Below are 24359 nucleotides of genomic sequence, written 5' to 3'. Positions count from 1 at the left end.
GGGAGCACCCGTTGCTGCCGCCCATGAGTATGCCCATCCCGAGGGCTGGGCGACCAAGATAGGCTTCGAAGCGTCCGCGCCGCTGGGCTGCGGCAGGCCGGATAGCGTCCGCGAACCTGGCCTCGGCTGGTGGTGTGGCGGTGAGGGCGCGCTGGGACTGTGACCGGGTCGGTCTGCGCTGGTGATGGCTGTGCGCGTGCCATCGTGGCAGGGCGGTCACACCACAGCCCCGACTGAGATCATCGTCTTGAGGAGGGTGTGACGGCCACCGCGGAGGAGCGGGCGTTGGCTGCCTGGCAGGCTCTCAACGAGCGCCAGCAGCAGTATCTGCGCGTGTTCTATCGAGCGGATCAGGCGGCTGAGGAGGAAGCGAAGGGTGCGTGGCCGGCCGGCGGCCGGTCTCGGCCGGCTTCGGAATGGCGCTGGCTGCACTACGGGCCGGTGGGCAACAGCACCTTGGCCGGGACCGGCGCGTTGCAGGATCGGCTGGCCGCCCTGGGCATGCGGGATCAGGGGGCGGGCTCCACGTTGAAAGTCCTGGAAGAGGCGAAACTGATCGACACCCGGCAAGAGCCCGCCCTGCTCGCCGAGTACCATCTGCTGCTGCAGATGACCTCGTGGGGGCGCAAGGTCGCGCGCGCCGGAGGGGTCGATCCGGGGCGGGCTCTGTCGCCCAAGCGCGGCATGCTGTCGCAAGGCCTGTGGAAGATGCTGACCGAGGTGTGGGCCGCCGACGGTGACGGTGGCCACCCAGCCTGGCAGATCTCGATGGCGTGGGAGCGGCTCACCGCACGCGACCCTGAGCCGTATGTGCAGGCACGTCAGGCGCCCTCGGGTAGCCGATACGCCTACCGCATGCATCTGACCGAGGCCGGCCGTGCCCACTATCGCCAGCGGTGGGCCGACTACGTCCGCAGCTATCCCGATGTCGATGCCCCGCACCCGGACGGGGTACCGCTGTGGCCCGAGCAGGCCGACCTGGCCCTGGCCGCCCTGCGGGCGCGCTGCCTGCACCTGCGCGGCTACCTGACCGAGGCGAACGCCGGCCTGGAGCACCTCGCCGCCCTCCCCGGCCTCGTCCCCGCCCTCGAGGTCTCCTTCACCGAGAAAGGCCAGCTGGCACCGCCACCGAGCGTCAACGCCAGCGTCGCGCGCCGGGATCGAGCCGCCCAAGCCTGCCGGCGGGCGATCGACAAGGCCGCGGCCCGCTTCACCACCGCGCTCGAACAAGCAGCCGCTGCCTACAGCGAGGCGCTGACCGTCCACCGGGCCGAAGTGGAGGAACCCTATCGGGACGCCTGCCTCCACTATGTGCTCGCGGCAGCCGCAGCCGTTCAGGCGGCGGCCGACGGCCGCGACCCGATCGGCGCCGTGAACGCCGCCGACCCTGCGGCCATCACCGTCTGGCCCTGGCTGCCGGAGGCGCCCGTCACCGGACTGGCCGACGTCGACGCCAGCCTGGATGCCGCACGGCTGCGTGCGGGAGGCAGACCCGCCAAGCGCCGACGGCGGACTGTTCCCGTACAAGCACCCGACCTCCTGCGAGAGGGCAGCCAGATCACCGGCTACGCAGATGCGCTGGCCGACCTGGTAAGCCAGGGGCGGCTCAGCCGCCTGCTGCTGCGCCGCCGCTCCTGAACGCTGCCGCCCATGACCAGCACTGGAGGAGCCCGGCATGAAGACGCCCCGCTGGTCGCCAGCCGGACTGCCGCCCTCCCGGGAAAAGGAGAAGAGATGATCGCACCGGGACGGCCATACTGCTGATCATCATCCATCCGCCGATCACCTGCGAGGACGCCTGTGACATCGATCTACCTTTCGGCAAGCCAGCCGCGTTGGATGCCCAGGAGCGAGGCCGACCTCCAGGCCGCGCTCGACGAGGGCTTGATCGGCGAGTCGCACTACCTCGACCTCAAAGAGGTCCCCTCCTCCAAGGGGGCGAACAAGGAGTCGGCCAGGGACATGGCCTCCTTCGCCATCGACGGCGGCACGCTCATCGTCGGCATCGCCGAGGACAAGACCAACCGCGTCTTCACCCTCGCCCCCCAGCCGCTCAAGGGTCTGGCCGAGAAGATGGAGCAGATCGCTCGCAGCATCCCCGACCCGCCGCTGAACGTCGTCACCCAGGAAATCGAGTCCAGCGCGGATCCCGCCAAGGGCTACCTGGTCATCCACATCCCAGCCAGCCCCGCCGCACCTCACATGGTCGACGGCCGTTACTGGGGCCGCGGCGACAAGACCAAGCACCAACTCTCCGACCCCGAAGTCGTTCGCCTGCACGAACAGCGCCGCAGCGCCGACCACGACGTCCTGGCGCTGCTGCAGGAGGAAATCGACGACGACCCGATCCCCGACGAGATCCGTGAGCAGGCCCATCTCTTCCTCGTCGCCCAGCCGCTGGCTGGGCGACCGGACCTGCTCCTGGACCTTACCGGCGCACCCAACTGGAACATCGGCCTGCACGAGTTCATCCAGAAGGCATACACCCCCGCCATCCAGGCCGCCGTCAACGGCTCCGACGTCTCGCCCGGCCTCAACGAGATCGGCAGCAGCTACCGCCGGTCCCGCGGGATCGCGCGCGCGACCTCCAACCTCGCCAACCGCAGCGACTTCACCCCCACCACCAGCTATCACCCTGAGAACGCCATCGAGCTGCAGGTCCACGAGGACGGCGGCCTGCGCCTGTTCTTCAGCCGCCTCTCCGGCGTCCGCGGTCAGGGCAGCAAGCCGGACGAGCAGATGATCATCGAGAGCGCCGCCGTCACCAGCACCCGGCGATTCCTCGGCCTGGTCGTCGCCGCCGGTGAGCGAGCGGGCTACTTCGGCAACTGGGCGCTGGCTCTGGGGGCCACCGGCCTTCACGGCCTCCGAGCGGCACCCAGCCGAAACTCCTGGGACGACGGCCCCCCTTACGACCGGGACACCTATACCGCAGCCACGGTGACCACGTGGGCCGAACTCAACCAGACACCCGGCGCGATCACCCGCCGCCTCGTCGGTCCCCTTCTTCGAGCCCTCGACACCGAGAGGTACTACCCGTCAGCGCTCACCGACCCGGATAAAGGCGGCGACCCGGACAACCAGTAGTTCAGAGAAGGTGGCCTGCCGCTCGATCTCGTCGCTGATGGTGGTCAGGCTCGCGCGCTATCCCCTGTCGATCAGTTCCACGGCCGGGACGAGCCCGGCGTTGACCGCCGACTCCAGGTAGTTTCGGGCCTCGGGCAGGGAGCTCATCCGCGGCCACGAGGTGGACGACGACAGCGGCAGCCCCTGCGACGCCGAGCACGTGTATGAGGCTCTGGTGTGGCTGCCCGACGAAGGCTACGAGGAACTGGCCTGCCCGGTGCATGCCGCGGTCGCGGTTCGCACCATTCCCGGCGCCAAGAGTCGGCCGAACCCCAACGCCCGCTACGGCGATCCCCAACCGGACGGAGACACCGGCTCATGACCAGCTCCGACCGGCCGCTGCCGCCCTGCTCAGCGCGGCCGCCACCCTGCTGCAGCGCGCCGGCGAGCTTCTGCCGGTGACCGTCACCTGCCAGCTCACCCACGCATCGCTGCCAGCCGTGACGGTCACCCCAGCCTCCCTGCGCATGAGCCGAGACGATCAGCGCGCCGTCGTGGAAGCGATCGCCACCGCTCTGGGCTGGCTCTGCCGCCGCCTGCCGACGTTGACGGTGGCTGGACGGCGAACGGCCGCATCGACGGCATCCCGGTCGACGCGCTGGCCACACCCATGACCAGCACCATCGGCGAGCGCGCGGTGCGCCGTACGGGGATCACCGCGGCCGAACACGCCGCCCCTGCTGCGCGACCTGATCCCTTGGAGCGAGGCGCTGCCCGCGCAGGGCATCACCGTCCTGGAGGTCCGCGAGGACCTGGAGGCCGGCGGCCCGATCCGGGCCTGCCTGGTCGTGGCTGACCGGGCGGTCCTGAAGGAGATCGGCGAGCTGGTGCTGGCCGCGCCCGACGACGGCTGGTCCGGCTACGCCGGTGCCGGTCTGCTGCCGACCGGGCATGATGTGAGCGTGAGCGTCGGCCGCTACTGAACGAACCGCACCCTAGCCCGCAGAAGGCTGGTTTGTGACGGTGGCCACCACTATCGTGGAGCCACGGCAAGATACGCACGCCGTTCGTCGCCGCCGAGCGCCCACGCCGCCGACATCGCCGCGACCGCCACGGCGGAGTTCGCCCCGGCCGACGACGTCGAGGAGTTCGGCGCGCACGTCGTCGAGCACGGCCAGCACAGCCCCCAGATCGCCGAGCGCGACTGGTGGCGGCACGCCCTGGTACGCCTGACCCGGGACGTGACCACGGGCAGCCCGTACACCGAGCCGATCCACCACCGCGCGGGCCGCGTGCTGGACCTGTGGCAGACCGGCCGCAAGGACTGGCCGATCGACACGACCCAGTGGACGACGAACCTGGACGTGGACCTGATGGGCTTCGTCCCGGACGGCGCGGTAGAGCTGATGGAGGTCCTGGAGGAGCTGCCGCCGCGCCTGGCCGACCCGGTGGAGCCGATGCACTCCCGGCTGGCCCGGCGCTGGGCGCGCGCCGTGGCGTTGTTCGCAAACGCCGTCGACGACCCCGCGATGACGAGCGCCGAGCGGGTGATGGTGCACGACCATCGACAGCAGATCACCCGGGACGTGCAGGACCAGGTGACCCAGGCAAACCGCGCCGAGAGGTGCCCGGAGCCGGAGCTGCTGCGCCTGGCCGCCGACATCCTAGAGGAGGTTGTTCAGCAGGGCGCGAGCGGCTACCAGTGAGACGTGGACGGCACCCGCGCGATCGCCGCCGACCTGCGTGCTCTTGCCGACGACCCGGTGGCTCACCTATGGGAGCGCTTGCGGGCCGCCGAGAAGGCGCTCAGCACGGCGCTTCAGGTGGACGGCGCAGTAGGCGTGGACGCCCGGCTTACGCCGCGCGAGCGGAAGCAGGCAGAGGTACGGTTCGGCGCCCGTCTGGCCGCCGTGCTCAGCGCCGAGCGCCCCGCGCCGCGCGATCCGTACGGTGATGACCCGGACGACTTCTTCGGGGAGCCGTCCGACAAGCCGCCCGTGCCCATCGTGGAGGACCTGGACGACTATTACGGCCCAGACTTCTACGAACCATGAGCGAGCCGTCCGCGTGAGACGGTCCGAATCGCTGACCGTGCGGGGCTCCAACACGTCGGCCTGGCGGCCCTTGGCACGCCAGGCGGCGCCGGTACGTCAATCAGCGCTCGCTTGTTGACGTACCGGGCGCCGTTTCGTCGCGCCGCGGTGGTGTCGGCGAGCGACGAAAGCCGGGAGGCAAGACGGCACGCAGTTCCGGGCCTCTACTCCTGGCAACCGTAGGGCGTGATGTCACGGACCGCGTTTCTGATCTTCCCGCCGATGCCACATGGCTGCGAAGGCAAGGGCTGGGTTGTGCGCACGCCGACCCCGGCACGTACGAGGTAGCGACCCACGACGGGGAGCACCTGGCCGGACCTCCCCTTCAGGCCCTGAGGCGGGAGGGGCATGAGACCGCGTCCCCGGACCCGTGTACGGGGCTAGATGCGCGAGTTGCGCAGCGACTGCCACACGGCGCCGGACAGCGCCCGCGTCGCCTGCGGGACCGACAGATGCTCGTGTTCGCGGTACAGGGCCCAGTTGTACTTGACCAAGGACATCTTGTTGGAGGACAGCGATCCCGCCTGGTGGGCCCGGTACACCGCAAGCGGCTCAGCCAGACCCCGGGCGTCAGCGCCGTCCCGCATGATCGACAGCCAGAGGGCGTAGTCCTGGCGCTTGCGCATCGCCGGCATCAGTCTCGTGCCTAGGACGTTGCGGTCGTACATGGCGGTGAGAGCACCGATGTGGTCCTGAACCAGCATCGCGCGGTAGTCCACGTGCTCTCGCGCACGGATCACTCGCCCGTTCGGAACCCAGTCGGTGCTCTCGCCGGCGTAGTCGGCGTCCATCTTGAAGTACGAGGTGAACGTCAACGGCGCATCGCCTTCTGCGGCGAAGGCGAGCTGCTTGTCGGTCTTGTCCGGCAGCCACATGTCGTCGGAGTCGAGGAACGCGATGTAGTCCCCGCGGGCCCGCTCGATGGCGAGGTTGCGGGCCCGGCCGGCACCGCCCCGTTCGGGTGCCGACTCCGGCAGAACGCGCTCGTCATGCTCGGCGAACTCGCGAAGCAGATCCATGGAGCCGTCGGAGGACTGGTCGTCGGTGACCAGCAGCTCCAGGTCGCTGTGAGTCTGCGTGAGCACCGATCGGACCGCCGCGCCGAGGGCGGCCGCCGAGTTGTACACGGGCATCACGACAGACACCAGGGGCACAGCACATCTCCTTGCCAACCAGATCAGGAACGACGGTCCATTCAAGCACCGCAACCGAATAGGAGCTGACATGCAGGTCGTCGTATCTGGTTCTAACTATTGCTCAGCTCTATTCAGCGCCGCGGCAATGCTTCGGCGACGGGCAGACGGTGCCCGTCATGCCTGTCATCATGGAAGTGATAGTGGGCTTCCGCACAGGGGGTCAATGGAGGTACGGGCGCGGTGCTGCCGCCGGTGCTGCGCGAGGGGAGGTCGACGAGGTGATGGCTCCGGACCCCGGCCGGGCTCCGTACCCGCCCGACCAGCGACAACGTCTGGCGGCGGAGCTGCGGCGGCTGCGCGAACTGGCCGGGCTGACTGGCCGGGAGCTCGCCGCCCGGGTGGGGATCAGCCAGTCCAAGCTCTCCCGGATCGAAGCCGGCGCGCGGCTGCCGGATTTGCCGGTGGTCACCGCCTGGGCTGAGGCCGTGGGCGCCTCGGAGGAGTCCCGGCAGATGCTGCGCGAGCTGACCGGCGAGGTATTCACCGAGGCGCACACCCGCGACTACGCCATTCCTGACGAGGTGCGTCAGCGCGAAAGCAGCGCCCAGACCGTGCTCAACCTGGAACTCACCGTCATCCCCGATCTGCTGCAGACCGCCGAGTACGCCCGCCAGCAGTTCGCCATCGGACCCTTCCCAGGCCCGCCCGAGAAGCGTGCCGCTCAGGCGGCCCAGCGAGTCAGCCGCCAGGTGATCCTCTATGGAGAGCAACGCCTGGAGTTCCTGATCGCGGAGGCGGCGCTGCGCACCCGTTACAACCCGGTGCCCGCCCACCTGGCCCAGCTGGACCGCGTTGCCTCCCTGAGCACCTTGTCGAACGTATTCATCGGGCTCATCCCCGGACCTCGCGCCATCGCCCTGAATGGCTTCACCCTCTACCAGGGCGCCACGAAGGACGACACCCTGGTGTCGGTGGCGACCACGCACACCCAGCTGCACATCACCGACCGCGGCAGCATCGACCGATACCGCCGCAGCTGGGAGCGGCTGCACGCCTCGGCCCTGTCCGGCGATCAAGCCCGCAGCTTCCTGCGCCAGATCATGACCGAGATCAGCACGCAGACCTCATGAGCGCACGCCGTCAGCGGCGCTGCCCTCTCGCTGCCACACGCCAAGCGATCGTCCTGCTGGATCGGGCCATCGGGTGCGCTCAGCTGGGCCACATCGACGAGGCGGCCGCCCACGGGCGGCAGGCGTTGAACACCGAACGGCCCGCCGCCGTGATTCTTGCCCGCGGCCGCGACCTTGACACCGTATTCGCCGCTCACTGCAGCTACCAGGCGGTGCAGCGCTTCCGGGCGGAACTCACGCACCTGTCCTCGCCGCAGTAGCCCTGAGGTGCTGGCCACACCCTGGGCCACCTCGCCCCTCAGGTTCCTCTTGTTCGCCCCGGAACCGGCGGGCGGATCCGCTGCTGTCGTGCGGTGCTCACTGGTTCGGCTTCCACGGTGCTCATCGTCATTCGCGGCAACTCGGGGTCGGGCAAATCCACCGTCGCGCGGACCGTGCGGGACACATACGATCAGCACCGCATGGCTCTGATCGGCCAGGATGTGGTCCGCCGCGACATCCTGCGGGAGAAGGACAGGCCCGGTGGTGTGAACATCGGGCTGCTGGATCTGATGTGCCGTCACACGCTGGACCGCGGATACCACGTGATCTTGGAAGGGATCCTCGCGCGCAGTCGCTACGGCGAGATGCTGCAGGCACTGTTTCGCGACCACCGCGGCGCCAGCCGTGCCTTCTACCTGGATGTCTCCTGGGAAGAGACGCTTCGCAGGCATCAGACCCGACCGCAGCACGCCCGCTTCGGCCCTGAGGAGATGCGGCGCTGGTACCTGGCCCAGGACATCCTCCCTGGCGGCATCGAGACGATCGTCGGCGGCGACAGCGCTTTGGATGAGACTGTCGAGCTGATCCTCCGTGCTGTCCACCCCTTGAGCGACCACGCCTCCACGCTTGAGCAGTCGTGCTGACCTGTGTTGGGGTGGGCGATCAGCATGTCGGCAACCAGATCGCAGGCGGAGCGGACATCCATCCTGAGTATGCGGCCCCTTGGCCGGGGAGGTCGCGGCGCAGCTCTGCCATTTTCGTGATGTGGTCCAGCACGACGGCGAACTGGCACTTGGCATCTACTGGTGGGACATCGCTGGCCTTGGCGGACACAGCCAGGTGGTGAGGTCGGGGATGCGTTCGGTGATCCAGTCGTAGGGGGCACCCGCAGCCCGTAGGTTTCATCGCCGGTCCGTCCTGGGACGGGGAGTCTGTGTGCTGGTCGGAGGCCGGGCGGCTGGGCTTCGCCGCGCTCGGGAGTCGAAACGTTGCCGGGCCGCGGGCTGCAGAGAGCCATCGAGACCCGGGCCGCCGGCCTGTTCCAGGCACTGGGGGATCTGCGCACCTGATGGACACGACCTGGAACGAGGGCTCCTCCCCTTGTGAGACGCTCTGGTGGTGGCCGCAGAGTCGCTACCCTGCCTGAACCCGCTGTGCGAAACGAGCCGTTGATGAACGAGTCCCACCCGGCAGATCGGCCACGCCTCATCGCCACCGCCGCCGAGCTGGCTGCCGTGGCCGCCACTGTCGAGCCCGACGCGCTGGTGTTCGTGGAGGACGCGCAGATCGAGCCCGGCTCCGACCCTGCCGACCACAACGCCTGGGCCCTCGTCGCCCAGCGCCAGCTCACGTTGGCCAACGAGGCAGGTCAGGTGGCGGGGCCGGGTGAGCAGGTCGCCACCAGCGCGCCGGATGAGCACGGTATGCGGCACATGCTGGGCACGCCGGTGCTGACGCTGACCGAGCGGCGGCTGGCCACGCCCGGCGTCATCGGCCCCATCGCGCATCCGGCCGACCCGGAGATCCGCCGCTACGAGGCGTACGAGAGGCGCAGCGACACGGACTTGACACGATATTTGATGGAGCTGTTGGACGCGGTTGAGAGGCTCCGGGCAGAAACCGACGAGGCCGCCCGCGACGGCGGCGAGCAGCTCCACCCCCTCGCCCGCGGCCATCTCGGCACGGCCGCCATGCACCTGCAGCAGGCACGCGCCGCCGTCGACCGCGCCACCGCCTACGGCATCACGTGCGAACTGATCCGCGGCGACGACCTGGACGACGACAGCGGCAGCCCCTGCGATGCCGAGCACCTGGCCGAGGCTCTGGTGTGGCTGCCCGGCAAGGGATACGAGGAACTCGCCTGCCGTGCGCACGCCGCGGTCGCGGTGCGTGTCATCCCCGGCGCCAAGAGCCGGCCGAATCCCAACGCCGAGGTCGGCGACCGGCACCGGGACGCAGACGGCTCATGACCACGCCCCGCACGGCTCCGTCTCGCTCAGCGTGGCCGCCGAGCTGAGCGAGCGTGTCGGCCGGGCTGCCGCTGCTGCCGGTCACCTGCAACCTGCCCAGTCTGTGTTCCGCCGGCCCAGAGCGGTGCGGGCCGCCTTCGACGTGTCCTACCAGCGCCTGGCCCGGGATCACCCTGGCGTGGCCAGGTTGTTCCGCCTGCCGGCCGACGCGCCCGGCACCGACGTCTCCACCACCGCCCCGCAGCGCTGGATGGGTACCCGCAGCTCAAGGTGCAGGGAAGATCCGGGGCGACATCGATCCGCGGCCGCCTCTTGATGCTGGTGCCCAGGCCAGCCTTGCGCCTTTCGCGGTTGCGGCCGCTGGGCTCTTGTTTCGTCACAGTGAGCCGTCTGGCGGGCGAGCACGGGGACTTGGATGACATCGAGGGCATGGTGTGGCAGGGGGGAGCGGGTAGCCGTAAACCCGGCCGCCGGCCCGGTGTGGGCCGCTACGTTTGGCGTATGCAGAGCGCAGTAGAGCCGTTGGAGGCCGCGTTGATCGGTGCCGTGTTTCACGATGGCCGGCCTCGCACCATCTCCGAAGTGATCCTGGCCGTGTATCCGGTCACGTGTGTGGACCCTCAGCTTCTTGAGGTGGTCGACGCGCGTGTGAGTGCTGCGGTGCACGCCATGATCGCAACAGGACGTCTTGAGGAAGTGGTTGTTGACGAGCCTGACGGCAGTGGTGGCGACGTGTGGTACTGCCTGCCGTCGACCAGCAAGGCATGCCCCTGCTAGCCCGCGACAAAGGGAGCCGACTGTGTCCTTCACCCCTGCGGACCTGAACCTCACCGACCCCACCAAGGGGTACGCGCACTTCGTCCTCTACGCCGAGGCCCAGATCGGTGCTGTCGGGGCGGCGTGGAACGGCACCGCATCGATCAAAAGGCGTTCCAGCTACGTGCGGGAGTGGCGGGACCGCCTGGTGCCGTGCGAGCCCAATCCTCTGCACACAACTTTGGTGCATCACCGCGACATCCCCCGGCTGTTCGACCCGTGCGTGGACGATGACAAGGACAGTCCCGCGGCCGTGTCCAGTTCCGGCTGCGTCTGCCGCAAGACCTGGTACGACCCCGAGTTCGGTCTGCCTGTCGTCGGTGAGCACTATCGAACCGTTGGCGCGCAGATCGATGAATGGACCTACACCACCTACGCTCCCCTGGACCTTCGCCCTCGTGATGTGTTCGCCAGCCTGATCATCGATCGCGTCAGCGGCCTGTTCTGGATCCGCACCACGACGGGGATGCTCTCGCTTCTGCCCGAGCGTGCCAGTCGCGGCTACGGGGTCGGCTACGCCGGGGGAGGACCTACCACCTTCGCCGAGTACCTGCACAAGCTGCTCGCTTCGGGCGGCAGGGACACCGCCGCTGGCGATCTGCCAAAGGGGCAGAACGTCGATTCCCAGATCCTGGCCTGGGTGAGCAGCCAGGACGCTGCACGGACTCAGGAACTGACCTTGGGCCAGTTGAAAGTCATCCAACGCAGGTAGCTCCGCTCGCGCTCGAACAGCCGTGCTGCGTGACCGGAGGAGACGATTGAGGGCTTGCGCCTAACCCGTCGACGTCGACGCCGAGTTGCCGCGCCTGGGCGGGAAACACCTGCGCCGCGTCGGTCAGGCGCTGCTCTGAGTCCATGGCGGGGATGGAACCGGAAGCCTCGCAGACGTAGGTGCCGTGCCGCCCGCGGGTCTCGATTGAGCTCGCGGAAGGCACGCGCGACCGTCGCTGTGGCCAGGCCCAGGTTATGGGCAAGCTGCCGGATGCTGGGCAGACGGGTCCGCGGCGGCACGCCGGTGGCGGCCATAGTGGCGGTCTGCGCCCGCAACTGCTCGTGCGGAGGGAGCGGCGAGGCGGGGTCGAGATGGCGGATCATGTCGCCGTCAGGTCGGTTGTGTCCGTTCGCGGGGCCGCCTCGCTGGACGTATGGCGCCTTGTCGAAGCGGGCGACGGGCAGCGTGGCCGGCAGCCTTGAGGGCAGCACGGTGGGGCAGCGCCTGCCGCCGCGCACCGACCTTAACTAAGGGTAGTCAGTCAACTACTTGAAGTGCATACTTGGCGTGCTGCCCGTCGGCGCGCCCGATCGCGACCAGGTTCCGGCCGTGCCCGTCGAGCAGCACCCTCAGAACCACCGACAGGACCCCCGGGCGCACTGCCACAGGGGAGTCCCGGGCACGAAGGAGACCCATGTCCCCCATCAAGCTCTCCGCCTTGGCCGCAGGCCTGATCGCCTCCGCCGCCGCGAGCCTGATCGCCACCAGCTCGCCCGCCGCCGCGGCGGCCACCGGCTACTGCCTCGACAGCGGTGGCAACACCTCGTCGGGGAAGGTTCCGGCGTACCTGTTCCGTGACTGCTCCAGCTCTTCGCCCAACCTGCGGTGGGTCATCGAAGGTGGTCAGATCAAGAACGTCGCCACCGGCTACTGCCTCGACAGTGGCGGCAACACCTCGTCGGGGAAGGTCCCGGCCTACCTGTTCCGCGACTGCTCCAGCTCTTCGCCCAACCTGCGGTGGGTCATCGAAGGTGGTCAGATCAAGAACGTCGCCACCGGCTACTGCCTCGACAGTGGCGGCAACACCTCGTCGGGGAAGGTCCCGGCCTACCTGTTCCGCGACTGCTCCAACCCCTCGACGAACCTGAAGTGGATCGTCGAACGCGGCCAGATCAAGAACCGGTAGCGGCCCGCTGCTGAACCCTCGCTGATCGCGGCCCGGTCGCGCGCCACCGGGCCGTCACGCCCTCGAAGATCAACCGCAAGTGCCGCCGATCGGGCTCCCGGTTAGTAATGCGCAGGATCCAACAGATATGCCTCTGGCCTGTGCTTATGTGGAGGTTTCGGGCTGGTGGGCCAAACCTGAGCCCTGCCTATCAATGAGGGTTTCACCTTGTACACGATCCGCAAGGTGTTGTCCGAGCTGACGGGCAAATCGGGGGAGGAGTAGACCTTCCCTACTGGTGCGCGTCGTTCCGGAACTCGTACCAAGGTCCCTTCACGTGCCGGACATCGCCCTGTCGGCTCACGAAGCTCCATACATAGCCGTAGCCGTCCCCTCCCCACCCCTCGCCTCGGTAGAAGTAGACCTGTTCGTCCTCCCGGCGGATGAACTCAAACGAGAGGCTTCCGATGCTTTGATCCCTGAGTTCGACGCCCTCCTCCAAAGTGTGGGCGACCGCCTCCATATACACTGACGAGTGCATGAAGCGCAGGTCCTCAGCCCAGATCAGGGCTACGACCAGGATGCCAGCCAGGAGCGCCGCACCCACGTACACGGCTCTGCGCACCGCAGGCCCTTCCTCGTGACTCTTCTCAATCACGTGGTCATCTTCACATGTGCTCGTGCAGGACTACGAGGTCGCACGAGGATGAAAAAGGTTCAATGCAGGCCAGAGGCATATCTGTTGGATTTTGGCCGAAGCTGCGGGGACTCCTACGGACACAGGTTGCGGCCGGGCCCTGGCGTGGGGTGCGGCCCGGCCGCACAATGCACAGTGTGCCGGTAGCTGATGTCGACGCCGAGGCGGCCCATCGGGCGTCGACGCTCATGCAGCCCTGTCGCCGCTGGCTGTGCCGGCCCGGCTCTCGCTCATCGGGCGCGGGGCCGGCCACGGATGAGGCGAAGCTGCCGGCGCTGGTCTTGGCCGTCAAGGCCCGTGAACGAGGCTGCCGCCCGGCGCAGGTTCCGCTGGCGGCGGCGGGTTGTGTGTTGTTGTGCGACGTTCGGTGCCTGAACGATCCGCAGTACCCTCTCCCTCTCCCTCTCGCCCGAGGCCGGTGACGGCTCATCTGGAGCGATGGCGGCGACGGCCCCGCTCTCGCGAGTTTCCTGGGTCGGCTCCTGGACGACATCAACGCGCCGGACGGCCGCAGCCTCCGCGAGCAGACGCCCGCCCCCCGTCCGCTGCGGCTCACCCAGCGGGCCTCCCGCGACGAAGGCGGTGTCCCACCCGTGACCAGTTCCTGGCCGCACGCGCCAGTGCCTGAACGCCGCGCGTTCCGACCGGGTCACGGCCGTGCGCGCGGACCAGGCGTGATGTCAGGGGGAGCCGGTAACGTCGAATTCCTCCTGGAGAGGGGTGGCCCACGGGATGAGTGACATCCTCGGCGAGCTCGCACGGGTCCGCGAGGCCTTCGACAAGCCCACGCTCCGACTGCTGGAACGCAAATGGGCGCCCTTCGTTCTGGCTGTCTTCAAGTCCTCCTTCAGCGGTCGGCGGGACGTCCAAGCCGACCGGCTCCACCTCCAGGTCGACGCCTACCTGGACGAACTGCGTTCGGTGGGCGAGGCGGTGCCCGAGGCCGCAGGACGCGCGCTGTGCCTGAAGTGGATGAAGGATCAGTGGCTGTACCGGTCGACGGACGACTCGGGTGAGGAGCAGTACTCGCTCACCTCGCACGCGCTGGAGGCCATGCATCTGGTCGAGGGCCTCACTCGGGACCGCGCTTTGATCAGCGAGTCCCGGCTGACCACGATCCTGCAGACCGTGCGGCACTGGGCGATGGAGGCCAACCCGATCCGGGAGGACCGCATCCGCAGGCTCGACACCCAGATCGCGGCGCTGACCGCCGAGCGGGACCGCCTCGCCGCAGGCGGTGAGGTCTTCGCGGCGACCGAGGACCAGATGTTCGACGGCTACTTCAACCTCGTCGACCTGATCTCCCAGCTGCCCAGCGACTTCAAACGGGTCGAGGAGGCCGTGGCCACCATGCACCGCACGATCATCAGCGACTTCCGGGAGGAGGACCGGCCGATCGGCGAGGTGCTGGACGACTACCTGACCAAGTCCGACAAGCTGATGTCGGCGACGGCCGAGGGACGCGCGTTCGAGGGAGCGGTTGCGCTGCTGCGTGATGAGGCGCACCTGCACGAGCTGAAGCAGGACCTGAACGCGATCCTCGAGCATCCGTTCTCGGCGGCGCTGACGCCGCCGGAGCGCAAGGAGTTCCGCGGGACGGTGACCGTCATCCGGCGTGGCATCGACGACGTACTGGTGCAGCGGACCCGGCTGACCACCACGCTGCGCGAGCACATCGTGAACCACGACGTCGTCAAGGAGCGAGAACTTCAGCAGCTGCTGCGCGAGGTCGGCAGGGAACTCGCGAGATGGATGCGCGGCGCCCGTCCACGCGCCGTCGTCCCCGTCGGCCTCGCCCCGCCCACCCTGGACGTTACTCACCTGCGGGAACGGTTCCACGACCCATCCTCGGAGTCGCCGCCGCCGCCCTTGGACGATGTGTCCGGTGAGGCGCCGCCCCCACCGAGCCTGGAGGAGCTGCGCCAGCAGGGCGGTCCGCTGCTCGCGCAGATGCGCGCCGCGGTCATCGACGCCCTGTCCGCAGGCGGGGCCGCCACGGTCGGCGAGGTGTTCAACGACCTGGACGCCGGCCTCCGCCGGCCTGTGGAGATCTTCGGGCTGGTGCAGATGCTCACCGACCTCGGCGCGCTCGAGCGCGGCCAGGGCGTCGAGGAGTTCCAGACGATCCGCCCCGACGGTGCCCGCCGCGCGTTCGACGTCCTGATGATCACCTTAACGCAGCAGGATGCGGTCGCGCTCGCGGCCCTGGACCCGGGAGCCGAACCGTGAGCGAACGGTGGGACACACCACAGGATGACGACCAATGGCGTAAGGAAGAACCACTGGAGTCCGTCCTGTTCGAAGGCGACCAGGGCACCCTCACCGCCGCCCAGCGCAAACTGCTGGTGGCACTGATGAAACAGCGGTACCTGTCGGCAGAGCAGCATCTCTCCGACTGGCAGACCCTCATGGGCTCCGTGCCCCTGATCAAGTCACGGCTCAACGACATGTTCCTCGACCTGCACATTGACCGCACCCATGAGGTGGCCTTCAAGCGGCAGGCCCGGTCGGAGTCAGGCGAGCGGTTCCCGACGTTGCTGCACGACTACGCCTACTCTCGCGAGGAGACGATCCTGCTGGTCCTGCTGCGGCAGAGGTTCAGCAGCGAACGGTCAGGCGGACGCGACAACGTCCTCATCGACCACGACGAGCTGATCGAGAACGTCGCGAACTTCCGGCCCGGCCACGCCACCGACCGCTCCGGGGACAACAACAAGACCGCCAAAGCCATCGACAACCTCCGCAAGGCCCAGTTACTGCACAAGACCGCCGACCCCACCCGCTACCGGATCTCCCCGGTGATCGAGGTCCTGCTGCCCTACGAGCGGCTCGCCGACCTCCTGGAGTGGCTGATCTCCCGCAACACCGACGTCGAAGCCGACCCTGACACCCCGGGCGAGGACGAAGAACAGGAGGACGAGCCATGATCGAGGTGGTCGAGGAGCCGCCGCTCCTGCACATCGACGGAGCGACCGAGGGCACCACGCAGTGGAAGGCCGAAACGCTGCAGCTCGTCAACTGGGGCGGGTTCCACGGGTACCACCGGCTCGCTTTGGACGCGGTCGCCACCCTGATCGCGGGGCCTTCCGGGTCAGGCAAGAGCACCCTGCTGGACGCCTATCTGGCGTTGATGATGCCGGCGAACGTGCCGTTCAACGCCGCCTCCAACGACGCGACGACCGGCCGCGCCCGCAGCGCCGACCAGCGCAACCTCCTGACCTACCTGCGCGGCAAGACCGAGACCACCCGGCAGGCGGGCACCGGAGAGTTCCGCGACCAGGTTCTGCGCGGCCAGGACAGCTCCACCTGGGGCGCGATCGCGATGACCTTCGTCGACGACAACAAGCGCCGCTACACAGTCCTGCGCGCCTACTACGTGCCGCGCTCGGCCACCGGCACCGGCGACATCCAGATGAAGATGGCCGCCAAGGACGCCTTCTTCGATCTCCGGGAGCTGGCGCCGCTGGCTGAGAAGCCCGGCAGCGAGGCGAGGTTCGACCGCCGTCAACTGAAAGCGCTGGGCCTGACACCGTTCGGCAGCTACCCCGAACTGGAGGAGACTCTCAGCGCCCGCCTGGGGATCGGCGCCGGCGGGGAGGGAAGCAAAGCGCTGCGGCTGCTGGCGCGGATCCAGAACGGGCAGCAGGTCCGGACCGTCGACGACCTCTACAAGTCGATGGTCCTGGAAAGGCCACGCACCTACGAGGTCGCCGACCGGGCCGTCAAGCACTTCGCCGACCTCGAAGAGGCATACCAGGCCATGGTCACCGACGCCGACAAGAAACGCGTCCTGGAACCCCTCACCACCCGGCACCGCGAACTCCAGCAGGCCGCTGCCGCCGCCGCGTCCGTCGACATGCTGGGCCCCGACCGCGCAGGAGACACCCCCTTCCAGCTGTGGCGGCTGACCACTGAACGGGACCTGCTGCGCAGTGCCGCCGAGGCCAACCGGGAGACGCGGAAGGCCGCCCACGACATCTACTCCGGAGCCGTTTCAGCGGAAGGCGCGTTGAAGATCGAGATCGAGGAGGTGAAGCAGCAGATCCGCGACAACGGCGGTGATGCGCTCGCCCTGCTGGAGGCCGAGATCGCGCGCCTCAGCCTCGACCGGGACCGCGCGGAGAGCGAGCGCGCCAGGTTCGACGAACGGATCGCGGCGCTGTCGGTGGCCGTCGCCTCACACGCCGACTTCGTGGCGCTGCGCTCGCAGGCCGGTCCCTTCCTGGACTCCTTCGAGCAGGCCGAGCACGACTTGGACGAGCAGCGCAAGAAGCTCCAGGCCACAACGTATCCGCTGCAGGAGCGCGTACGGCTCCTGCGGGAGGAGCACGAGTCCCTGTCGAAGCGCGATGGACTCATCCCGCCGCACCTGCACAACGCCCGCCTGGCGATCGCCCATGCCGCGCGCATGGCGCCCGAAGAGCTCCCGTTCGCCGCCGAGCTCATGGACCTGGCCGCCGACCAGGAGCGGTGGCGTACCGCGGCCGAGGTGACCCTCGGGTCCGTCGCCCGCGTCATGCTCGTGGACGCAGGCCTGCTGGACAACCTCAGCCGTGCGATCGACCCGCTGCGCCTGCCCGTCCGGATCAACTTCGAAGGCGTGCCCCTGCATCCGCACCAGAACCTCGCCGCCGACCCCACCCGCATCTCCGGAAAACTGATCTTCAAAGATTCCCTGTTCAGCCATTGGCTCCAGGAACGGGTCCAGGCCGCCCAGATCGACGCGTTGTGTGTGGAGAACCCCGACGACCTGAGCGGCGGCGGCCGCCGCGTGACGGTCAACGGCCAGACCCGCCACGGCACGCGCGGAGCGCACGGCAACGCCCACGACCGCAACATCATCGGCTTCTCCAACCGCGCCCGCCGCGTCGAAATCGAGAAAGAGACCGACGGGCTGGAGACGACACTCGCCACGCTGACCCTGCAGACCGGAGCCATCGACGACCGCCGCAAAGAACTCCTGCGGCGCAGGGACGCCCACCAATACATCCTGGACACCAACTGGTCCGCCATCAACGTGGCCGGCCTCAACGACCAGATCACCACGAAGCAAGCCGAGCGTCAGCGGATCCTGCTGGGCAACGACGTCCTGACCGAGCTCACGGCCCGTCATACGCTCCTCGAAGGAGATCTCGAGGAAGCGCGCAAGACCAAGTTCATCGCCGAGCAGAAGGTCACGACGCTGGACAACGAGCACACCCGGCTCGACGCCAGCCTCTCCGACGTCACCGAGCACCTGAACCGTGACCACCTCGGCGCGTCCCTGGCCTCGGAGCACCAGGTCAGGCTCGACACCGAGTTCGCGAGTGTGGCCGATCCCGGCGACCACACCCGGTTCGCCGACGCAGTGGAGCGGCTCCGGACGGTCCTGCTCCGGCGGCGCGAGGACGAGCAGGACAAAGCGCGCGCCGCCACCGACGCCCTCGAGCACCTGTTCCGGGCGTTCAACAGCCGCTGGCCCGATCCGAACCGGGGCGAGACAATGCTGTCGTATCCCGCCTACCGGGACATCCTGCACGATATCGAGACCACCGGGCTGCACCAGCGCCAACAGGAGTGGAAACGCCGCCTGTCCCAATGGAGCGGGGAAGACCTCGTTCCACTGTCCGGCGCGTTCGACACCTGCGTCGAGGAGATCGAAGAACGACTCGACCCGGTCAACACCATCCTCGGCACGCTCCCTTTCGGCCCTGGACGGGACCGCCTGCAGATCAAACTCCGGTACCTGCGCATCGAACAGGTCGCCCGGTTCCGCAAGGAACTCAAACATCTGTCCTCCGGCGTCACCGAGGACCTCACCGACGCCCAAGCCGAATCCCGCTTCACTCGCCTACGCGCCTTCATGGGGCAGATCCGCGAACCCGAGAAGGGCTCCAAGGCCAGCAGCCCCCGCGACCGGCTCCTGGATGTCCGCGGCCATGTCGAGATCACCGCCGTCCGCGAATCCGCCGACGGGATCGAGATCTGCACCTATTCGGCCCTGGGCGGCAAGAGCGGCGGCGAGAACCAGGAACTCGTCGCCTTCATCGTCGGCGCCGCCCTGCGCTTCCAACTCGGAGACGACAGCCGCACCCGCCCCCGCTTTGCCCCGGTCTTCCTGGACGAGGGATTCGTCAAATCCGACTCCGAGTTCGCCGGCCGCGCGGTTTCGGCCTGGAAAGGGCTGGGATTTCAGCTCATCATCGGAGCGCCCCTGGACAAGGTGACCGCTCTGGAACCCCACATGAACCTCCTGGTCATCATGAGCAAGAGCCACAAGACGGGCTACTCCCACATGACGACGATCACCGAAGCCTCGCGGTGAAGACCCCCGAGGAGATCCTCACGGCGATCGGCAGGCGCGTCGCCGCGCACTGGCACACCGACATCGCCGGACCGTCCCGCTCCTGGCCGCACTCCTTCGCCCTCGGCGTCATCCCCAGGCGCACCCTGGAGGCCGACTTCGCGGCAGTCCAGCAACAGACCTTCGCCTGGCGCGACTGGGCCGCCGAGCGGGGCGTCATCCTCACCACCACCCCACGCCGCGTCCAGGGCACCACCCAGGCCATTCCCACCCACCTCACCATCCCCGACCTGGACACCGCACTCTTTCTGCTCGGCCCCGACTGGACCGAACGGGTCCGCGTCGGACGGCACCGGCTAGCCGCCCTGGATGAGAAGTTCCCCGACGTGCCCGACCGCCCCGCGGTCGTCAGAGCGGCGGACGGGTACTCCGACACCGACTTCAGCCTGCTGTGCGCCGCCGCGGCATGGTTCCGCGTCAACTCGGCCTCGGGCCTCACCCCACGGCAAGTGCCCATCGAGGGCCTGCACGCCAAGTGGCTCAACACTCACCGTCCCCTGGTCATGACCCTGGCCCGCCTCGACACCCTCGGGCTGGCCACCAGCCACCCCCAGCGCGTCCACTTCACCTACCTCGACCCCGACCACCTCGCCGCCGGCCGCCGCCGACACGACTCGGTCACCACCGGAGACACCATGACCCCGCACTACGCCCCCGCCGCTGTCGTGATCTCCGAGAACAAGGACACCGCCGTCCACTTCCCGCCGCTGCCCCACGCGATCGCCGTCGAAGGCGCGGGGTTCGCCGGAGCGCCCGGCATCGCAGCCATCCCCTGGATCGCACAGGCAGGACGCGTCGTCTACTGGGGAGACATGGACGCGGCCGGCCTGGAGATCGTCAACGCCTACCGTGCCTGCGGCCTCACCCTGGACACGATCCTCATGGATCTCCCCTCCTTCGATGCCTACGAGCAGTTCGGAGCCACCACCAACGCCCGCGGCGAGCCCCTCGCCGTCCCCACCCGCAAGACCCTCCCGCACCTGACCCCGGCAGAAGGCGCACTGTACGAACGACTCACCGACCCACGATGGCCCCGGGCACGCAGGATCGAGCAGGAACGCATCCCCCTCGCCATCGCCGCCGACCTCGTCCTGGCACCTGGTCCGACGGCAGGTCGGGCCTGAAGGTCGGCGGGGAGCTCGAGGTGAGGGACGAGCAAGCCAGTGAGGCGGGGACCGGTCGTGACCGAAGAGGCCGGGGAGCGCTGGGGACGTCCGCGGCGGATGGGCATCGTGGTTGCGCTGGACCTTGATCGTCGTCCTGCTCAGGCGGCGCACTCCAGGCAGATCCGCTGATCGTCCCGCTGGGAGGCGCGCTGGCTACGGTGGTGCACCAGGAAGCAGCGAGAACAGGTGAACTCGTCCGCCTGAGGCGGGATCACCCGCACGGACAGCTCTTCGTCCGACAGATCCGCGCCAGGCAGTTCGATCGACTCGGCCAACTCGGTCTCGTCGACGTCGATGCTGCCGGACGAGGCGCCGGCGCGGCGGGCCTGGAGTTCCTGAAGACTGTCCTCCCCCGAGTCGTCGTCGATCTTACGGGGACTGTCGTAGTCGGTTGCCATGATGTTTATCCGCCTCATCTACGCGTCTTCGTGGGGCCGCCTGTCGTGTGCCCGATCCGCCGGGAGATTCCCGTCCGTTGCCCGCACGAATCCACAACCAACCATCCGGCTCCAAGCGGTCAAGAAAGCGCTATCGCGAGCACGACAGCCACCGCCATCGCCGGCCATACGCCGCACCGGCCCATCCACGCGGCAGCTCCGCAGACCACGGGCGATCAGAGCACGCGGGCATGAGCAACAGGGCCACCTGGGCGGCCAAATCGACGCCCTCCGAAGGCCCGGCAGTAGCGGGGACAGGGAGGGACGTGTTGAGGGCGTGTGGCCATGGGCGCGGTCTGCTTCCTTGTACAGGCGTGGGAGGGGATGTTGGCCCGCGCGGCCCGGAAGGGCTGCGCGGTCAGTTCGCCGCGCAGCGCGCCGGTCCTACACCGGCTTCGCGTGCGCCGGCGGCTCCTCCAGTACATGGTTCACCTTCAGCCAGTAGGTTTCTCCTGGGCGCCCTTCGGGTGGCCTGGAGAGATCCCGCTCGAGACGAGAGTAGTTGTCGACGGGGACGTGGATCGCGATGCCGTTCTTGCACCACGCCACCAAGGTGACCCGGTCGACTTCTGGTCGAGGCTGCAGGTGAGCCAGCCCATCAATCCACAACAAGCCCTCGTCCTCGACGGCCAGGAGTGACGCTCCGAGCCAGCCGTAGCTGCCCTTGTGGTCGGGAATGTCAGCGACGCGAGGCGGGCAGGGCCAGCCGGGCAGGTCGGCGGCGCGCGTGCGGGGTGTCGTCGGTCATGGCCTCTCCCAATGGGTCGTGTCTGGTCTCATTGTGGCGGTTACGCCGTTGGGGCGAGCAGCGCACCAGCCAGCGCCCGGACGTGTGCTCGGGTGTGCGCTGGGTCCGCGAGCGGGATCTCGCCGCTGGCATGATGCAGCACCACGGCGCCGTCCGGGCGCCGGTTGACGGCCTCGATGCCGGACTCGGGCAGCGCCACGCCGCGCACCCCGTCGCCGAGGTCGCGGCTCAGGTCGATCAGTTCGGGCAGCACCAGCCCGGCGGCTGCCAGCCGTTCGCGCAGATCGTGCACCCCGGCTGCTCGCCGAGGCCGCGACCCTTGCGCACGTACTCCATGGCCGGGATCCTGAAGTCCAGGTTGGCGGGGATGTTCTGCCTGTGCGCCTTCGCGTGGGAGGGGCGGACCTGCTCGTCAGCGTCGGTGACCCATGTTTTGGCGGCGGGGGCCGTTGTCGCGGGCGCCCTGGGCGACGTCGTCGGCCACCTGGTCGACGCGGCGGGCAACCAGGGTGGCTATCTGCCGGGACAGGCCGCGGTTGATGCGGGTGGTCGCCATAGCTGGGCACCGTAGCGCGGCAAAGTGCTTGGGTCGCTCGGTATGGAACGGTCTAGTCATGGAACCGCTAGCAGAGCGAGTCCTTCGATGCAATAAGAGAAGGATGTATCAACGGGTCCGCGAAACCATTCGCGAGTCGTTCAGCGAGGGCTCTGTCTTCAGGATCGGCTCATACGTCCTCATCGCCATGAGCGTTGCCGTCCTGTACGCGCTTTTCGACCGGTACTACTCCGACGATGGAGGGTGGCTGGCGGTAGGGCTTGGGGCTGTCGCCCTACTCGCGATTCGGGCACGCGCAGCTTGGATCTCCCAGAAGGAGGCGAAGGAACAATCCGGTGTTGATCCGCATGAGCGCCTAGGGACACGCATCGAGGCCGTCAACAAGGCATTCGTCGAAGCGGCCACGTTGATGGAGGAACTCCAGCGGGACCTGGCGGCGCAGGAAGCCGCACGACGGCGGCTGGTGACCGAAGCTCAACACCAGCAGCAGCTCATCGGCATGGATCGAGAAGAGGCTGAGGCGGTCCGCCAACTCATCCTCGGCGAAACCCGAGCGGATACCGCCCGACAGCGCCGTACCCAGTGGGTATTCTTCGTGCTTGGTGCTGTTGTGTCGATCCCCATCGGTGTCGCCATCAACGTGTTTATTCCCTAGGTGTGCTGTTCCATGACATCGGTTACATGGTGATGTCGTCGAACGAGAGTTGTTCGGGTCGCGCCGGAAGGGTCGGCACAGTGATCCCGCCGAGCGTGAGCCGGTAGCGCGACGGGTACTCGGCTTGCCGGCGGTCGATGCCCGAGCGCCGCGTGCGGGCGGGCGTAGTTGTAGTGGTTGAGGAAGTCGATGAGGGCCTCGCGGCGCTCCTGCTCGGAGTCGTACTCGCGGACATACGCCCACTCGCGAGCCAGCGTTCCGTTGAACCTCTCGACCTTCCCGTTCGTCCGCGGCGTGTAGGGTCGCGTCCGCTTGTGCACGGTGCCGGTGTCTCCCAATGCCTGCGCCCACGGACGAGAGCGATAGCACGGCCCATTGTCGGTGAGCACCCTGCCCACCGTGGCGATGCCGTGCTCGGCGAGGAAGGCCACCGCCCGCAGCCAGAAATCGGCCGCCGTGGTTCCCTTCTCATCTTCGAGCGGCTCGGTGTAGGCAAGCCGGGAGTGGTCGTCGAGCGCGCTGTGGAGATAGGTGTAGCCGACCGCCCCAGTACCTTGCCCGCGGCGCTTGGACGCACGATGCTGGGCGCTTCCGCGGCCGTGCGCCCACCAGCCGCCGCCGGTGGGGATGCGCCCGAGCTTCTTGATGTCGACGTGGATGAGCGAGCCCGGGGCGTCGTGCTCGTACCGCAGCACAGCGCGCAGCTGCTCACCGCTCGGTGGATCGAGGTCGGTCACGCGGCTGATGCCGCGACGCACGAGGATGCGGTGAACGGTGACCGGCGCCAGGGTAATGCCGTGGTCGGCATCCAGGGTCGCGGCAATGCGGGTCGCGCCGAACTTGGTTGACCGGCGGATCTCCTCCACCAGGTCGGCGAGGTCGGCCGGAGTGCGGTTGGGTGAACGCGCCGGCGCCGACGAGCGATCCAGCAGCCCGGCAGGGCCGTCCGCCTGCCAACGGGCGTACCACTTGGCCAGGCAGCGCCGCGAGACACCGGCTTCGGCTGCAACGTGAGCGATCGGGCGGCCGGCGTCGATGCGCTCACATAGTCGGCGCCGCCCTCCTGGGGTGAGGGGCGCGTTGGGATGTCCGGGCACCGCACTGCGGGTTCAGTCTCTGATGAGGGCGAGGACCTGCGGGCGCAGCCCATGAAAGCCGCGCCGGGCGAGGCCGGCCGCGGCCGGCCATGCGGGATTCGTTACCTCGTTACGACCCTGGTTGCGGAGTACCCGGGTCGTCACGTAGACCCCTGGCCTCTCGCCGAGCGCCTTCTCCAGCCGCTCCAGCGAGTCGGGGTCGGTCGTGGTGTAGAACTTAGGCTCAAGGAGTCGTCGCAACACTGCTGGTCAGCGACAAGTTTAGATGATCGCTAAAGACCTCTGCCGGTGTTCTCCATCCAAGGGCCTTC

23 protein-coding genes and 1 pseudogene are annotated in these 24359 nt (G+C 68.5%); 17 read left to right on the top strand and 7 right to left on the bottom strand.

Features of this window, described 5'->3' with window-relative positions; all coding sequences use genetic code 11:
• The first annotated feature begins 258 nt into the window (after positions 1-258).
• From ACZ6S0_RS49300 to ACZ6S0_RS49275, 6 genes are all read left to right on the top strand, one after another.
• Positions 259-1638 (top strand): hypothetical protein, encoded by a 1380-nt coding sequence (locus tag ACZ6S0_RS49300; RefSeq protein ID WP_465927430.1) that lies wholly within the window; start codon positions 259-261, stop codon positions 1636-1638.
• A gap of 201 nt (positions 1639-1839) precedes the next feature.
• On the top strand, positions 1840-3087 hold the full coding sequence (locus tag ACZ6S0_RS49295; RefSeq protein ID WP_465927428.1) for an AlbA family DNA-binding domain-containing protein: 1248 nt from the start codon (positions 1840-1842) through the stop codon (positions 3085-3087).
• 160 nt (positions 3088-3247) lie between these two features.
• A complete protein-coding gene (locus ACZ6S0_RS49290; RefSeq protein ID WP_465927426.1) occupies positions 3248-3448 on the top strand; it encodes a hypothetical protein in 201 nt (66 codons plus the stop codon).
• A 466-nt stretch (positions 3449-3914) separates the two neighbouring features.
• Positions 3915-4049, top strand: coding sequence for a hypothetical protein (locus tag ACZ6S0_RS49285; protein WP_465927424.1), 135 nt, complete (start codon positions 3915-3917; stop codon positions 4047-4049).
• Between the two features lie 258 nt (positions 4050-4307).
• The gene (locus tag ACZ6S0_RS49280; protein WP_465927422.1) at positions 4308-4772 is read left to right on the top strand and encodes a hypothetical protein; all 465 of its coding nucleotides are present in this window, start codon (positions 4308-4310) and stop codon (positions 4770-4772) included.
• 3 nt (positions 4773-4775) lie between these two features.
• Positions 4776-5120 (top strand): hypothetical protein, encoded by a 345-nt coding sequence (locus tag ACZ6S0_RS49275; protein WP_465927420.1) that lies wholly within the window; start codon positions 4776-4778, stop codon positions 5118-5120.
• Positions 5121-5539: 419 nt separating this feature from the next.
• On the opposite strand, the gene ACZ6S0_RS49270 is transcribed toward ACZ6S0_RS49275, so the two are convergent.
• A complete protein-coding gene (locus ACZ6S0_RS49270; protein WP_465927418.1) occupies positions 5540-6313 on the bottom strand; it encodes a glycosyltransferase family 2 protein in 774 nt (257 codons plus the stop codon).
• A gap of 158 nt (positions 6314-6471) precedes the next feature.
• Between ACZ6S0_RS49270 and ACZ6S0_RS49265 the strand changes: the two genes are divergently transcribed.
• Positions 6472-7425, top strand: coding sequence for a helix-turn-helix domain-containing protein (locus ACZ6S0_RS49265; protein WP_465927416.1), 954 nt, complete (start codon positions 6472-6474; stop codon positions 7423-7425).
• Here the strand turns inward: ACZ6S0_RS49265 and ACZ6S0_RS49260 are convergent.
• Entirely contained in the window at positions 7368-7667 is a 300-nt protein-coding gene (locus ACZ6S0_RS49260; protein ID WP_465927414.1) for a hypothetical protein, read from the bottom strand. The two genes, ACZ6S0_RS49265 and ACZ6S0_RS49260, sit on opposite strands and share 58 nt — an antisense overlap.
• A gap of 135 nt (positions 7668-7802) precedes the next feature.
• Here ACZ6S0_RS49260 and ACZ6S0_RS49255 point away from each other — a divergent pair, with 135 nt between their 5' ends.
• From ACZ6S0_RS49255 to ACZ6S0_RS49235, 5 genes are all read left to right on the top strand, one after another.
• Positions 7803-8330: an AAA family ATPase gene (locus tag ACZ6S0_RS49255; protein ID WP_465927412.1), complete on the top strand. Its 528-nt coding sequence runs from the start codon at positions 7803-7805 to the stop codon at positions 8328-8330.
• A 528-nt stretch (positions 8331-8858) separates the two neighbouring features.
• Positions 8859-9656: a hypothetical protein gene (locus ACZ6S0_RS49250; protein WP_465927410.1), complete on the top strand. Its 798-nt coding sequence runs from the start codon at positions 8859-8861 to the stop codon at positions 9654-9656.
• A gap of 411 nt (positions 9657-10067) precedes the next feature.
• A complete protein-coding gene (locus tag ACZ6S0_RS49245; RefSeq protein ID WP_465927408.1) occupies positions 10068-10433 on the top strand; it encodes a hypothetical protein in 366 nt (121 codons plus the stop codon).
• 22 nt (positions 10434-10455) lie between these two features.
• The gene (locus ACZ6S0_RS49240; RefSeq protein WP_465927406.1) at positions 10456-11184 is read left to right on the top strand and encodes a hypothetical protein; all 729 of its coding nucleotides are present in this window, start codon (positions 10456-10458) and stop codon (positions 11182-11184) included.
• A 694-nt stretch (positions 11185-11878) separates the two neighbouring features.
• Positions 11879-12370, top strand: a complete 492-nt coding sequence (locus ACZ6S0_RS49235) for an RICIN domain-containing protein (protein WP_465927404.1) — start codon at positions 11879-11881, stop codon at positions 12368-12370.
• Positions 12371-12641: 271 nt separating this feature from the next.
• On the opposite strand, the gene ACZ6S0_RS49230 is transcribed toward ACZ6S0_RS49235, so the two are convergent.
• Complete coding sequence (locus tag ACZ6S0_RS49230; protein ID WP_465927402.1) at positions 12642-13007, bottom strand: hypothetical protein; 366 nt, start codon at positions 13005-13007, stop codon at positions 12642-12644.
• 771 nt (positions 13008-13778) lie between these two features.
• On the opposite strand from ACZ6S0_RS49230, the gene ACZ6S0_RS49225 reads away from it, so the two are divergent.
• Genes ACZ6S0_RS49225 through ACZ6S0_RS49210 form a run of 4 tightly spaced genes read left to right on the top strand, consistent with a single transcriptional unit; the run spans position 13779 to position 20513 of the window.
• Positions 13779-15275 carry a DUF3375 domain-containing protein gene (locus ACZ6S0_RS49225; RefSeq protein WP_465927400.1) on the top strand — a complete coding sequence of 499 codons (1497 nt, stop codon included), beginning with the start codon at positions 13779-13781 and terminating at the stop codon, positions 15273-15275.
• On the top strand, positions 15272-15973 hold the full coding sequence (locus tag ACZ6S0_RS49220; protein WP_465927399.1) for a DUF4194 domain-containing protein: 702 nt from the start codon (positions 15272-15274) through the stop codon (positions 15971-15973). Before ACZ6S0_RS49225 ends, ACZ6S0_RS49220 begins: the two co-directional genes overlap by 4 nt.
• Positions 15970-19350 carry an ATP-binding protein gene (locus ACZ6S0_RS49215; RefSeq protein WP_465927398.1) on the top strand — a complete coding sequence of 1127 codons (3381 nt, stop codon included), beginning with the start codon at positions 15970-15972 and terminating at the stop codon, positions 19348-19350. Before ACZ6S0_RS49220 ends, ACZ6S0_RS49215 begins: the two co-directional genes overlap by 4 nt.
• Positions 19347-20513 (top strand): Wadjet anti-phage system protein JetD domain-containing protein, encoded by a 1167-nt coding sequence (locus tag ACZ6S0_RS49210; RefSeq protein ID WP_465927397.1) that lies wholly within the window; start codon positions 19347-19349, stop codon positions 20511-20513. Before ACZ6S0_RS49215 ends, ACZ6S0_RS49210 begins: the two co-directional genes overlap by 4 nt.
• A 140-nt stretch (positions 20514-20653) precedes the next feature.
• On the opposite strand, the gene ACZ6S0_RS49205 is transcribed toward ACZ6S0_RS49210, so the two are convergent.
• The 3 genes from ACZ6S0_RS49205 to ACZ6S0_RS49195 form a co-directional block, all read right to left on the bottom strand.
• Positions 20654-20953: a DUF4193 domain-containing protein gene (locus ACZ6S0_RS49205; protein ID WP_465927396.1), complete on the bottom strand. Its 300-nt coding sequence runs from the start codon at positions 20951-20953 to the stop codon at positions 20654-20656.
• An 827-nt stretch (positions 20954-21780) separates the two neighbouring features.
• Positions 21781-22032 (bottom strand): hypothetical protein, encoded by a 252-nt coding sequence (locus ACZ6S0_RS49200; RefSeq protein ID WP_465927394.1) that lies wholly within the window; start codon positions 22030-22032, stop codon positions 21781-21783.
• Between the two features lie 120 nt (positions 22033-22152).
• Positions 22153-22296: a hypothetical protein gene (locus tag ACZ6S0_RS49195; protein ID WP_465927392.1), complete on the bottom strand. Its 144-nt coding sequence runs from the start codon at positions 22294-22296 to the stop codon at positions 22153-22155.
• A gap of 103 nt (positions 22297-22399) precedes the next feature.
• Between ACZ6S0_RS49195 and ACZ6S0_RS49190 the strand changes: the two genes are divergently transcribed.
• Positions 22400-22951 (top strand): hypothetical protein, encoded by a 552-nt coding sequence (locus ACZ6S0_RS49190; protein ID WP_465927390.1) that lies wholly within the window; start codon positions 22400-22402, stop codon positions 22949-22951.
• Between the two features lie 116 nt (positions 22952-23067).
• Here the strand turns inward: ACZ6S0_RS49190 and ACZ6S0_RS49185 are convergent.
• Positions 23068-24048, bottom strand: a pseudogene (locus tag ACZ6S0_RS49185) (IS481 family transposase); the annotation flags it as partial.
• Between the last annotated feature and the right edge of the window lie 311 nt (positions 24049-24359).

This window comes from Nonomuraea sp. NPDC051298 (genome assembly GCF_055586305.1).
Note: the sequence above shows the minus strand (reverse complement) of the source record. Positions and strands in the feature narration are given on the sequence as shown.